Annotated in this window: 10 protein-coding genes; 7 read left to right on the forward strand and 3 right to left on the reverse strand. The window is 39.0% G+C overall.

The features are described from left to right. The first annotated feature begins 690 nt into the window (after positions 1 to 690). The 7 genes from N5852_RS07660 (at position 691) to recA (ending at position 9,139) form a co-directional block, all read left to right on the forward strand. Positions 691 to 2,568 carry a peptidyl-prolyl cis-trans isomerase gene (locus tag N5852_RS07660; protein WP_262097239.1) on the forward strand — a complete coding sequence of 626 codons (1,878 nt, stop codon included), beginning with the start codon at positions 691 to 693 and terminating at the stop codon, positions 2,566 to 2,568. Positions 2,569 to 2,581: 13 nt separating this feature from the next. Next, positions 2,582 to 3,607 (forward strand): anthranilate phosphoribosyltransferase, encoded by a 1,026-nt coding sequence (gene trpD, locus N5852_RS07665; RefSeq protein WP_262097240.1) that lies wholly within the window; start codon positions 2,582 to 2,584, stop codon positions 3,605 to 3,607. Continuing rightward, positions 3,601 to 4,395 carry an indole-3-glycerol phosphate synthase TrpC gene (gene trpC / locus N5852_RS07670; protein ID WP_262099727.1) on the forward strand — a complete coding sequence of 265 codons (795 nt, stop codon included), beginning with the start codon at positions 3,601 to 3,603 and terminating at the stop codon, positions 4,393 to 4,395. The genes trpD and trpC overlap by 7 nt, the downstream gene beginning before the upstream one ends. 45 nt (positions 4,396 to 4,440) lie before the next feature. After that, positions 4,441 to 4,917: a cyclic pyranopterin monophosphate synthase MoaC gene (moaC, locus tag N5852_RS07675; RefSeq protein WP_262097241.1), complete on the forward strand. Its 477-nt coding sequence runs from the start codon at positions 4,441 to 4,443 to the stop codon at positions 4,915 to 4,917. A gap of 130 nt (positions 4,918 to 5,047) precedes the next feature. Beyond that, on the forward strand, positions 5,048 to 6,265 hold the full coding sequence (gene glp, locus N5852_RS07680) for a molybdopterin molybdotransferase MoeA (RefSeq protein ID WP_262097243.1): 1,218 nt from the start codon (positions 5,048 to 5,050) through the stop codon (positions 6,263 to 6,265). A gap of 204 nt (positions 6,266 to 6,469) precedes the next feature. Then, a complete protein-coding gene (locus tag N5852_RS07685; RefSeq protein WP_262097244.1) occupies positions 6,470 to 7,690 on the forward strand; it encodes an aq_1923 C-terminal domain in 1,221 nt (406 codons plus the stop codon). A 366-nt stretch (positions 7,691 to 8,056) separates the two neighbouring features. Next, the gene (recA, locus tag N5852_RS07690; RefSeq protein ID WP_262097245.1) at positions 8,057 to 9,139 is read left to right on the forward strand and encodes a recombinase RecA; all 1,083 of its coding nucleotides are present in this window, start codon (positions 8,057 to 8,059) and stop codon (positions 9,137 to 9,139) included. Between the two features lie 353 nt (positions 9,140 to 9,492). On the opposite strand, the gene N5852_RS07695 is transcribed toward recA, so the two are convergent. The 3 genes from N5852_RS07695 to N5852_RS07705 form a co-directional block, all read right to left on the reverse strand. After that, positions 9,493 to 10,032 carry a hypothetical protein gene (locus N5852_RS07695; RefSeq protein ID WP_262097247.1) on the reverse strand — a complete coding sequence of 180 codons (540 nt, stop codon included), beginning with the start codon at positions 10,030 to 10,032 and terminating at the stop codon, positions 9,493 to 9,495. 234 nt (positions 10,033 to 10,266) lie between these two features. Further along, positions 10,267 to 11,241, reverse strand: coding sequence for a YcjF family protein (locus tag N5852_RS07700; protein ID WP_262097249.1), 975 nt, complete (start codon positions 11,239 to 11,241; stop codon positions 10,267 to 10,269). Beyond that, positions 11,238 to 12,674, reverse strand: coding sequence for a YcjX family GTP-binding protein (locus N5852_RS07705; protein ID WP_262097250.1), 1,437 nt, complete (start codon positions 12,672 to 12,674; stop codon positions 11,238 to 11,240). The genes N5852_RS07700 and N5852_RS07705 overlap by 4 nt, the downstream gene beginning before the upstream one ends. Positions 12,675 to 12,700 lie beyond the last annotated feature (26 nt).

Below are 12,700 nucleotides of genomic sequence, written 5' to 3' on the forward strand. Positions count from 1 at the left end.
GAAGCAAAGTAAACACAATGCGTACAAACCGAACTTTATTTTTAATATGCCAAAATTGCCTTAACAATAGGTTATTTACAATCTTGGAAATATTCAAAATTGTCAATAAAATATGAAATATTATCCCCTACCAAGTCCAATTACTAAAAAAATCCTTAAGGGTAAAAAAGATTAAATTTTATAATAAATCCATATTCCTGTAATTTAAACCTATCATTCAAATCGGTTTTCACTTTAACTTTGTAATAAAAAAATAAAATAACTCATGTTAATATTGTGATATATATATCTACCCAATTTTATTTTTAACACAATAAGTAAGACCTATAACCAGATTCATAATTCAACTAAAATAAACTAGGAAATTTGCATTTCAAAACAAGCAGTTAAAATTGAAATATTGTCGATTGTTTTTGCTAAAACATTCCTATCTTAAAGGCGTTGCCATTGGCTCTTACAGCTTAGCAATTTAAATCGTGACCAACAAACTTTGAAAGCGCATTTGTCTTTTTACAAAACTATATTAATTACATGCAAAAGCCATTTGATGTTGGTGAATATTGGTTAAATATCACTGCTTATAGCAATTAAAGCCAAAAAAATGCAGGCAACATCTTGCATCTGCCATTTTAATAGGGCAAACAAATGCCTTAATATTCCGACTGATACTTTAACACATGGAAATATCTTATGTTAGATCACATGCGCGCAGCAGCCAACACTATGGTAGCAAAAGCATTTCTTGGCTTACTATTATTAAGTTTTGCATTATGGGGAATCCCGCAAGCTTTCTACGGACAAGGAAGTGATGCCATTTATCAGTCGGGCAAGTCTGAAGCCACCGCAACCGACTACCAATTTGTCGCTCAAAACCAAGCCATGCAAATTTACCTTAGAACAGGCAAATATGTAGCTCCAAATCAATTTCCCCAAATGGGTATTGCTAATGAAATTTTGCGGCAACTTAAGGGTTTTGTTTTGCTTGACGAAGAAGCGCGATTAATGAAAACCAATACCGGACGCGATGGCACCTTGCGCGTTCTTGGTTCACAACAAATCTTTCATGGCATGACGGGGCAATTTAGCAAGGCTTCATTTCAGCAATATATTGAACAGCTAGGCATTTCACAAAATACCTATTTAGATCAACTGACAAAAACCGGTACGCGTAATCAGATTATCGAATCTGTTCGTGGAAATATGGCTATGCCTGATGTGTTCTACTCAGCACTGGTGCTTAACAATCGCGAACTGCGCAATATTGATTTTATCGCCGTGACTCCAAGCCTCATTGGAACGATTGCCGATCCAGTTCAAGATGTTTTAGCCGCATGGTATGAAACTCAAAAATCCAATTTTCGCGCTCCTGAATATAGAAAAGCTTCCTATATTAGTTTAAACGCCAAGCAATTGGCGACGCCCACAGCAATTACCGATGATGAGTTAAAAGAAGCCTATCAAAATGAACCGTCTAAATATGTAATTCCCGAAAAGCGTTTACTTGATGAGTTGCGTTTTAACACCCGTAAAGAAGCTGACGAGGCTGCCCAAAAGCTAAAAAGCGGTATGAGCTTTGATGAATTGGTGGCTTCTCTAAATATCAACCCTGAATCTATTCGCAAAGGTCCAATCAGTCGTACTGATCTATCTTCCCTGGTTGCAGCAGAAATATTTCCTTTGCAAGAAGGGGCTATATCGCCTGTCATAAATGATTTGCAAGGGCCAGTTATTATTCGTGTCATCAAAATTCTGCCTAGTATGCCGGCACCATTTGACACTGTATCTGAGCAAATTCGCCAAAAGTTAAGTGAAGAAAAGGCACGCGATGCTTTATCCGCCCTCGTTAAAACTATCGCCGATGAGCAATTAGATGGTATTCCCTTGGATGAAATTGCCCAAAAGCATAATTTACCAATAACGACGGTAACTGTTGATGCTGAAGGTAATAATCCTGAAGGCCAAGCAGTTGAAAATATTCCAAATAAGCAAAACCTTATCGGCGGCATTTTTGCTGCAACTATTGGTGTAGTTTCTGATCCGCTTACAAGTGATGAAGGCATGCAATGGTATCAAACCGACGATATCATCAACAGCCGTGATCGTACGCTTGACGAAGCGCGGCCAGCTGTCATCGCTGCTTGGAAAATACAGGAAATGGATCGCCTTATTGTACAAAAAGCTGAAAGCTTTAATACCGAACTTGCTAACGGCAAAAGCCTTGCACAAATTGCAAGTGAAAATAATCTTCAGGTTGAGCAAGCAACTGATTTAAGCCGTTCTGGTGCAGGATTAAACCTTAATAAGGAAGCGCTCACGGCTATATTTAGTGGTCCAACTAACTCTACCGGTATAGCACCAAGTAATGATGAACAAACAAAGCTAGTATTTAAAGTAACAAGCACAACCGAACCAGCCAGCACAAGCCCTGATTCACTAGATCCAGCGATAAAGCAACAACTAAATTCAGCGTTAGGTCAGGACGTGCTCGCACAATATTTGTTCGCAGTAGAACTAGCACACCCAATCCAAGCCAATAATGCAATCATACAAAGCATTTTAAACCCATAGGTGGACAAGAACCATGGCCGATTTAAAGCCTTTTATCAATAAAGTCGCGACGGCTACGCCGTTAACACAAGATGAAGCAGAACAGGCTTTTACAATAATGATGTCAGGGCAAGCGACCCCTTCACAAATCGGCGCGTTCTTAATGGCATTAAGAGTGCGCGGCGAAACAATTGAAGAAATCACCGGCGCTGTTAAGGCAATGCGGGCTAAAATGCTGCCGGTTAAAGCACCTGAAGATGTCATTGATATAGTGGGCACTGGAGGTGATCAATCTGGCTCTTACAATGTTTCAACTGCGACTGCTTTTGTGGTGGCAGGCGCAGGACTACCAGTGGGCAAACACGGCAATCGCGCTTTGTCATCACGCTCGGGCGCAGCAGATGCATTAAAAGCATTGGGCATAGACATTGACATAAATGCCGAACAAATCGCAACATGCATTGCAGAAGCTGGTATTGGCTTCATGTTTGCTCCAACTCACCATTCTGCCATGCGCCATGTAGGGCCAGCACGGGTAGAATTAGGCACGCGAACTATTTTTAATATTTTAGGGCCCCTTTCAAATCCTGCTGGCGCAACCCGTCAGTTAATCGGGGTGTTTTCCCCCTATTGGCTTGAGCCTGTTGCTCGTACTTTACAAGCCTCTGGCTCAAAATCATTATGGGTTGTACATGGTGATGGCATGGACGAATTAACAACATCTGGCGAAACTGAAGTCGTTGCCATCAAGGATGGTGTTTTTTCACGCTTTATCGTGACGCCCGAAGAAGTTGGATTAAAACGCGTCAGTAAGGATGACTTAAAAGGGGGCGATCCTGAATATAATGCGGCAGCATTAAAGCGTGTCCTTGAAGGTGAAAAAGGTGCCTATCGTGACATAGTGCTTTTAAATGCAGCGGCAAGCTTTATTATTGCCGATAAGGTTGCCAATTTGTCTGATGGCGTAGAGCTTGCACGCGAAAGCATTGATAGTGGACGCGCCTTAAATAAGCTTCAGCTTCTTATTTCTGTTTCCAACCGGCAGGAAGCCGTATTATGAGTGATATTTTAAAGAAAATTGAAGCCTATAAACTTGTCGAGATTGAAAAATCTAAATCAATAACATCTCTTGATGATTTAAAAGCAAAAATTTTAGAACTGGATAAACCTCGTGGCTTTGCTAATGCATTAAGGGCAAAAAATGCTGCTGGGCTTTTTGGTTTAATTGCAGAAATCAAAAAAGCAAGTCCATCTAAAGGGCTAATTCGCGAGGATTTTAACCCTCCTTTGCTAGCTAGTGCTTATGAAGAAGGTGGAGCTGCTTGCTTGTCGGTACTTACGGACTACCCGTCGTTTCAGGGTAAACCGGAATTTTTAAAGCAAGCACGTAATGCTACTTATTTGCCAACAATAAGAAAAGATTTCTTATTTGACACCTATCAGGTATATGAAGCACGCGCCTTGGGCGCAGATTGTATTTTAATCATTCTTGCAGCCATTGATGATCATTGTGCTAAGTCTCTTGAAGATACCGCTTTAGAACTTGGTATGGATGTTTTGATTGAGACTCACAATGAAGAAGAAATGGAACGGGCCTTACGACTAAAATCAGAAATGATCGGCATAAATAATCGTAATTTGCGTGATTTTCATGTTGACCTAGCAGTCACAGAGCGACTAGCACCAATGGTGCCAGAAGACAAACTTTTGATTGGTGAAAGTGGAATTTTTACCCATGACGATTGCTTACGATTAGCCAAAAGCAATGTACAAAATTTTCTGATTGGTGAAAGTCTTATGCGGCAGGATAATGTTGCATTAGCGACCCGTCAATTACTTGGTATTTAAAGTGTTTGGCATTTAAAGCTTAAAATAAGGCAGTAGGAACATAATATGTCAAATAAGCTTACCCATATTGATGAGCATGGCGCTGCTCACATGGTTGATGTTGGCCAAAAAAGTGAAACAGACCGTAAGGCCGTGGCTGAAGGCTGTGTCATCATGGCCACAGAAACGCTCAACGCGATTAGCGAAGACCGTATTGCAAAGGGTGATGTATTAGCTGCTGCCCGTATTGCTGGTATCATGGGGGCTAAAAAAACATCAGATCTTATTCCGCTATGTCATCCACTTATGCTTACCAAGTTAAGTGTTGATTTGGTGCCAGATGCCACTCTTCCGGGTATAAGAGTTAAAGCAACTGCGGCTCTTACAGGCAAAACTGGCGTTGAAATGGAAGCATTGACTGCCGTTTCTATTGCCTGCCTTACTATTTATGATATGGCCAAAGCGATTGATAAATCAATGACGATTACCAATATTGAGCTTAGTGAGAAAACCGGCGGTAAATCTGGAGACTGGCATAGGTAAAAGACTAATTATTTTATTTTCGTCAATATTCTTTTCTTTTTATGTGCAAGCGCCAAATAAAAATCAATAGGCTTTAAAAGCAAAGAATTATCGGGCGTTGTTTCAATTAGATGATAAGATAGGATAGATAATGGCACTTATGACAGTTGATGAGGCCCTTCATCGGTTAACCGAAAAAGCAACTCTTTTGGAAAGTGAAACCATTGATATCAGCTTTGCCGGTGGTCGTTTTTTAAGTGAGCCTCTTTTAGCCAAGCTTACACAACCACCTTTTAATTCATCGGCAATGGACGGCTATGCAGTCAAATCAGATGAGGAAATTGCGGCAGGAACTCGATTCAAGGTTGTAGGTGAAGCAGCAGCTGGCCATATTTTCAAAGGGAAAGTCAATAAAGGCGAATCCATTCGTATTTTTACTGGTGCAGCAGTACCCGAAGATGTTAACAGTGTTATCATACAAGAAAATATCAACAAGCTTGATGATGGATTTATTGAATTAACCCAAAATAGTGCTGCCCATGCCAATATTCGTCCTGCTGGAGGTGATTTTACCAAAGGCGATGTGATTTTACCGGCAGCTACGCAGTTAACTCCATCCGCAATTGGTCTTGCCGCAGCCAGTGGCCATGCTACGGTTTCAGTTATTAGATCACCTCGCATTGCTATTTTATCCACTGGGGATGAATTAGTACCAGCTGGAACGATACCGGGGGAAGGACAAATTGTTGCTTCAAACGGTTATGCTTTGGCACAATTGGCGATGGATCATGGCGGTGAAGTTATAGACCTTGGTATTGTTGCCGATAATCGCTCGCAAATTCATTCTGCTATTCAAGCGGCTAAGCAGCAAAAAGCCGATATTCTGATTACCAGCGGCGGTGTCTCGGTCGGTGACTATGATCTTGTTCAAGAAGTCATGCAGGAAGCTGGCATGGAACTTGATTTTTGGAAAATTGCCCTTCGCCCTGGTAAGCCATTAATGTTTGGTACCATCAAAAATGGTGAACATAATATGCTCGTTTTGGGACTACCTGGTAACCCTGTTTCAGCAATTGTGACAGCAACACTTTTTCTTTTGCCGATGATGGATAAAATGCGTGGCAATCAATCTGCTCAACGGATAATGAACGCCAAACTAACCAAAGCCCTTAAAGCGAACGGCCCTCGCCGCCATTATATACGCGGTACAATGAAAAGCGATGAGCAAGGCATATTACACGTCACTCCAGCGGCTTCAGCTGATTCATCATTGATGAAAATAATGGCCCAATCTAATTGCTTGATTATCAACGAGATCGATGCACCTGCTTTAAATATTGGGGACACAGTTAAAATACTTATTCTTTAAACCAATACAAAAATTTTGGCTTTAGCAAGCAAAACACATTTTATAATAACCATGTTATATTATGTGTTTTTGCAGTTTTTTATTTTTATGGCTTAATTAGTTTAATATTTTTTTTAATCGGTTATATTTACTATAATTTATTCAAAACCGAATGTAAAATACCAAATTCTCAAATTGCATATCTGACATGCTAAAGGTTAATTTATGAAGATTTTTTTAGTTTCATTAATACAAGCATTCGTTTTATTATTTATAGCCAATTTATCAATAAGTTATGCGCAAAACTCAAATACGCAATCTTCCATTGCTGCAAGTTCATCATTAGATGTAAAGGCGTTCAGTGCTCGTTTTAAAAAGAGCTTTGGCAATAAAGCTAATGTAAACATTGGTGGCATAACAACCGACAATCAAAATATTACTTTAAAAGATATCACGATTAGTGGTGATGTTTTAACACCCAATACAAAGTTTAAAACAATTATTTTTCAAAATGTAAGAGCTGTTCCTCATGGCGGCTTTTTAGCTTCTAATGTCTTGATTGATTCGATTATCTATCAATATGAAAAAAGTACTCTTTTTGTAAACACAATACGCTTGACTGGTGCCGCGCTTCCCCCAAATGAAGGAATATATAACCAAAATATTGGTTTTAGCTATGATATTGGTAGCTTTAAAACAATAGAATTATTTGATGACAAAAATAAACTTCTTGGGTCACTCCAAAATGGTGACATTAAGTTAACCCGTTCCATTCGCCAAAATCCAGTGAAGTTTCATATAAAAATAGCTAATATAACTGTTGAAGTAAAAAACTTTCCTGATGGTACATCACGAACGGACTTCATAAATATGGGTTATAGTCGTGCAACCGGAAATCTTACCCTTAGCGGTGCCTATGGTGGCACAAATGCACTATTGCAACTGGATCAGTTTAGCCTGAATCTTAATAAGGGTGGTCAGCTCAACGCCAAACTGAAGATGGATGGCATTACGATAGATTCCCTCCTCACCCTTTTAACTTTACAGCGTGATAATGATCATGGAAAGATTGATAAATCTCGCATGGCGTTAGGCATGCTTAGCCAGATACAAAGATATAATTTTTATAGCGGATCGTTCATTTTCATTGATAAAGGCCTAACAGATAAATTAGTAAACGCGCAGTCAAAGCGGGAAAAGAAAACGCCAACGCAGCTAAAATCTGAATGGGCCAGCGGTTTGCCAGGTTGGCTTTCATTTGCTAAAAAGACTAGTTTTTTTGACCAAGCAAAAAATGAAATGATTACATTTATAAATAACCCAAAAAGTTTGCGTTTTGAGCTAAAGCCTATGGGACGCACTTCGCTGGTAATGTTGGCTTTAGCTGGTAAAATCAATCCTGAAAGCCTCATTAAACAATTAAAGCCATCGCTTCACGCTAATTAACAAAATTTCCAAATAGCACAGAAGCCACCTATATTTAGCTTGGAAAAAGTATTTTAACTTAAGCGAAATTTTAATAGGTAATCTAATGCATTAATGCATTCTGGTTACCTATTAACGATTCTTACTATATTAAAATTTTGGCAAGAAAATCAATTATCTAAGAAATCATCAAATCAGTTGAACATAAAAGCTTTGAAGCTATTTGTTTTTATTCGCCCGAACAAACAAGAACAAGAAATGAACAAAAAATAAAAAATGTTTACTTTCAGACAGTTATCAGTATTGCAAAGCTAGAACAAATAGTGTACAAATGATTCATGTGAATAATTAATCCAGGGTTTAAAAATCCTGAAAAGGTGGTGTAAGATGTCTCAGAAAACATTACGACTTGTTGAGGATAATACCGTGGATAAAACCAAAGCATTGGATGCAGCTCTGTCCCAAATTGAGCGGGCATTTGGCAAAGGCTCGATTATGCGTCTTGGCCAAAATGATACTGTTGTAGAAATTGAAACTATCCCAACTGGGTCTTTATCACTTGATATTGCACTTGGTGTTGGCGGCCTACCTAAGGGACGTATTGTTGAAATATATGGTCCTGAAAGCTCTGGTAAAACGACTATGGCACTTCACACCATAGCAGAGGCTCAAAAGCTAGGTGGTATTTGTGCATTTGTTGATGCAGAACATGCGCTTGATCCAGTTTATGCTCGTAAACTAGGCGTTGACCTAGAAAACCTTTTGATCTCGCAGCCCGACACTGGTGAACAAGCATTGGAAATTACTGATACTTTGGTGCGCTCTGGTGCAGTTGATGTATTGGTTGTTGACTCTGTTGCAGCTTTAACGCCAAAGGCTGAAATTGAAGGCGAGATGGGCGATAGCCTTCCTGGCTTGCAAGCTCGTTTGATGAGCCAGGCATTACGTAAGCTAACAGCTTCGATTTCACGTTCAAATTGCATGGTTATCTTTATCAACCAAATCCGCCATAAGATAGGCGTTATGTTTGGTTCCCCTGAAACCACAACCGGCGGCAACGCTCTTAAGTTCTATGCATCTGTGCGTTTAGATATTCGTCGTATTGGCGCACTAAAAGATCGTGATGAAGTTGTCGGCAACCAGACTCGTGTAAAGGTAGTTAAAAATAAGTTAGCTCCTCCATTCAAACAAGTTGAGTTTGATATTCTTTATGGTGAAGGTATTTCAAAAGTCGGCGAGCTTGTTGATCTTGGTGTCAAAGCAGGAATTGTTGAAAAATCTGGAGCATGGTTTTCGTATAATTCACAACGTCTAGGACAAGGGCGGGAAAACGCTAAACAGTTTTTGCGTGAGCATCCTGAAGCAGCACAGGAAATTGAAACAGCTTTACGACAAAATGCTGGTCTTATTGCTGAGAAGTTTTTGGAAAATACAGGTCCAGAAGCAGATGATGAAAGTGCAGTAGGTTAACACCTATTTTAAGATAACTAATCGTAAAAGAGAGACAATTAAAAATGTTGTTTCTCTTTTTTACAATCTGGTCATTGAAAAACTCAGATTGCATCTTAACTTTTTCTATTTGACATATAATGTAAGTCTATTAGCTTTTTGTGTACATTGTTTTAAATCTGACATAGGAAAAATTACGATAATCCTTTTATGCTTATTTAAATATAAATAGCTATTTTTTTCTAAGGCAATGTAAATTGAAAGTTAGGCCTACCAACTGTGAGCATTAGACTCTTGAAATAATGTTCAATATAATATTGAACATTATTTTTAATAAAAATTCATTATTTTTTTATCAATTATAAAAAATAATATTATTTAAACTCGTTTTGTGCAGTATTTTGTACTGTGTTTTTACCATTGCGTTTCAGCTTAACACCTACAACAGGCACCATATCCTCGGATACTTTTACGGATAAAGTAATATTCATAGTATCATTATCAGCCAGATGTGCGGTCATCGTACCATTGATATTTTCGCGAACCAAACCAAATACCATGTGCTTTTTGCCAATGCGACCCGATGTGATGTCCATACCATCTGCCTTAGCACCATTATTAAAAGTACCTTGGTAACCTTTTTCAATGCGAACGACACGCGCTTTAACTGCTTGGCTAAAAATTCCTACACGGCAAGAACCATCTAAAGCCATACCAACCTTTGTCTGTTCTTGTGCGCCAGAAAAAACACAGGTAAACTTTGTTCCTTTATATTTTCCAGCAACAACTTCGCCTGCCCCAGCCCACTGTCCTTCAATTTTTTGAAAAAATACTTCTTCAGCATCATGAGCTGCACCATGCGCAGAAGATGAGCATATAAAAGCTGCAAAAAGTGGCAATAGAATTCTTTTCATTGAAACAGCTTTCCTTTTTACAGCATCACCGCACGCGAAAATTACAATAGCTAATATTGTAACTTAAACACCCTAAGGACAGAGAATTTTGATTTAACGCAAGGGAATAATGTTAGAGATTCTTGAATTTAAAAATCGCAAAAAATGGTTAATAAGATATTTCATTTTGGCGTTTAATTGAAAATTATTTGCCTATACTATCATGCGCGAAATCTTCATAGTTTCATTTACGCATTAATCCTTATTTGAAAAATTAATTAGGTCACCAGCAAAATCTCCGATAGTTGGACGCTTTTCCCCATCGAAAGGAAATGGTCGAAGAGCATCCATTGCGGCAATGCCAATACGCGTTGTCATTAATCCATTAACGACACCTTCACCTAATTTAGCTGAAAGCCTAGCTGCTAAGCCCTGGCCAATAAATTGCTGTATAAAACTATCACCCATTGCAATCGTTCCAGTCACAGCCAAATGAGATAAAACTTTCCTTAAGATTGCAATAAATCCAAATCGACTTGGTCGACATCCATAAAGTGTAGCTATTGCACGAATAAGCTTAGTCGATTCATAAAACACATAAATAATATCAACAAAAGCGCGTGGACTGACCGCTGTCACCACCGACACACGTTTGGCGGCGGCTAAAATTAGATTTCGTGCCTCTTTGTCCAATGGCCGCAATATTTCTGCTTCAGCTATATGGATAAGTCCACGCCCATCAATTATATCATTTTCAAGAGCAGTAATTACTTTACGCCCACTACTACTTAGCGGTTGACCCTCAACCAGTTTATTAAGTGAACGAATTGCATATTTTGCTTCATTCATATCATCGCGCATAACTGCATCACGAGCTTGGAAACGTATTTCAGCAACTGAACGCAAACGCAAAATTGCACGTATTTCATTAAAAACAAATATTATAAAAGCCAAAGCACCTAACAATGCAATTACGAGGGCAAACCAACCAAGTGCAATATAGCGCGAAAAAAGTGTACGAATAAGATCATCAACCCATAGACCAACTGCCAAGGATAGCAATATGCCTAGAGCGGACAGAAAAATTTTACTCCAAGTAAAATTGCTTTTTTGGCCTTCCTCTTCCTGTGCTAAAATATCTAAATCAGATAGATTAGTATCATCAAAAGGCGCGTTCGTTATCTCTATTTTATCAAGCTCGGAAATAGCCCTTGGCTTACGCTGTGTCATGCAAGGTAATCTCCTAGCAAAAATTCTAAACTCCGATCTAATCGGATATGAGGCAAAGGATCCGTAGCTTTAATAAGCGGCGGAGAAAAATGTATAAATTTCATATTTATTTTTTTGCTAGCATCGATAATATCATTGGGATTTTTGGGTAAATCACCAGGGAAAATTGCTGTCTCCGTTTCACCGTCAAAGACTATACCATCAATAATTTCACCCTTCAAAGGCGTTCCTATAATGACTGGCAAATCTTCACCGTTAGTTTTTGCTAAGGCTTCACGGGTGGTACGCAATGAAGCTAACGCGATACTATCGGTTTTCACTCCATTTAATTTTGCCTTTTCCAGCGCGTTAGATGTCAATAGTCTCACAATTGCCTCAAGCCTATCATGACTTTCATGGTGAAGCTGATCCGCTTTGGTTGCTGCGATTGCGATACGATCTATTTTGTGACTGATGAGCTGGCTTGCCCAATTATTAACACCCGGGCGAAAACAAGCTAAAATTTCCGTCAAAGAATCTTGTAGATCTTCAACCGCATGAGCACCAGAATTAATCGCCTGCATCGCATCAACAAGAATAATCTGCCGATCCAAACGTGCAATATGATTTAAAAAAAATGGTCTAACAACATGCTTTTTATAAGATTCATAACGTCGCTCCATTATGGCGGCGATAGAATTGGTTTCAAATGCCTTATCACTTAAATTAGGTAATGGTGCGAAAGTAAGTGCTGGCGAGCCATCAAGATCCCCTGGCATGAGAAACCTACCAGGCGGCAGCATGGAAACGGCACTTTTATCTTGCTTTGCGCGCTTCAAATAAGTTTTAAAAACCGAACTTAAATTATCGATTACCCCATCATCAGCTTTTTCAAAACTATTAATATGATGTGCAATCCCAAGCCAATCTTTTGCAAATTCCTTATGCAATTTTTTATTGGCGCGTTCAAAAGATTCCGCTGAGAATGTGCGATAATCTTTTGCTAACAAAGGAAGATCGAGCAACCATTCCCCTGGGTAATCTATGATATCAACAGTTAATTTACCGCGTGAGAAATATTGGCTAAACATCGACCTCGATTGATATTTTATTGTGAGCCGCAATTGGGAAAGTGAACGTGTTGAATTGGGCCATTGGCGTTTTAATATAAGACTGTCAATGTGTTTTTCAAACTCAAAGCGGGGCAATGTATCATCAGGCTGATGTTCTATATCAACAGCAATTATACGCTTTTGTGACATAGCTTTAAATAGCGGCAACCGGCCGCCTTTTAACAAATTTTGAATTAATGAAGTTAAAAAGACTGTTTTACCTGCGGTGGAAAGCCCCGTAACCCCAAGCCTTATGGTTGGATGAATAAGTCCTGAAAAACGATCTGATACAGTATTAAGGGCTATTCTTGCTTCATCGCCAAAAGATGTTAATGATGCCAAAACAAATACCCTTCAAAATATATGCC

It is taken from the genome of Bartonella sp. HY328, assembly GCF_025449335.1.
GTDB lineage: Bacteria > Pseudomonadota > Alphaproteobacteria > Rhizobiales > Rhizobiaceae > HY038.

What these genes read in the sequence shown, in the direction of transcription:
- moaC (WP_262097241.1), top strand. Translation starts at nt 4,441, where the DNA reads ATGTCAAATAAGCTTACCCATATTGATGAGCATGGCGCTGCTCACATG.
- glp (WP_262097243.1), top strand. Translation starts at nt 5,048, where the DNA reads ATGGCACTTATGACAGTTGATGAGGCCCTTCATCGGTTAACCGAAAAA.
- N5852_RS07700 (WP_262097249.1), bottom strand. Translation starts at nt 11,241, where the DNA reads ATGACACAGCGTAAGCCAAGGGCTATTTCCGAGCTTGATAAAATAGAG.
- N5852_RS07660 (WP_262097239.1), top strand. Translation starts at nt 691, where the DNA reads ATGTTAGATCACATGCGCGCAGCAGCCAACACTATGGTAGCAAAAGCA.
- recA (WP_262097245.1), top strand. Translation starts at nt 8,057, where the DNA reads ATGTCTCAGAAAACATTACGACTTGTTGAGGATAATACCGTGGATAAA.
- N5852_RS07695 (WP_262097247.1), bottom strand. Translation starts at nt 10,032, where the DNA reads ATGAAAAGAATTCTATTGCCACTTTTTGCAGCTTTTATATGCTCATCT.
- N5852_RS07685 (WP_262097244.1), top strand. Translation starts at nt 6,470, where the DNA reads ATGAAGATTTTTTTAGTTTCATTAATACAAGCATTCGTTTTATTATTT.
- trpD (WP_262097240.1), top strand. Translation starts at nt 2,582, where the DNA reads ATGGCCGATTTAAAGCCTTTTATCAATAAAGTCGCGACGGCTACGCCG.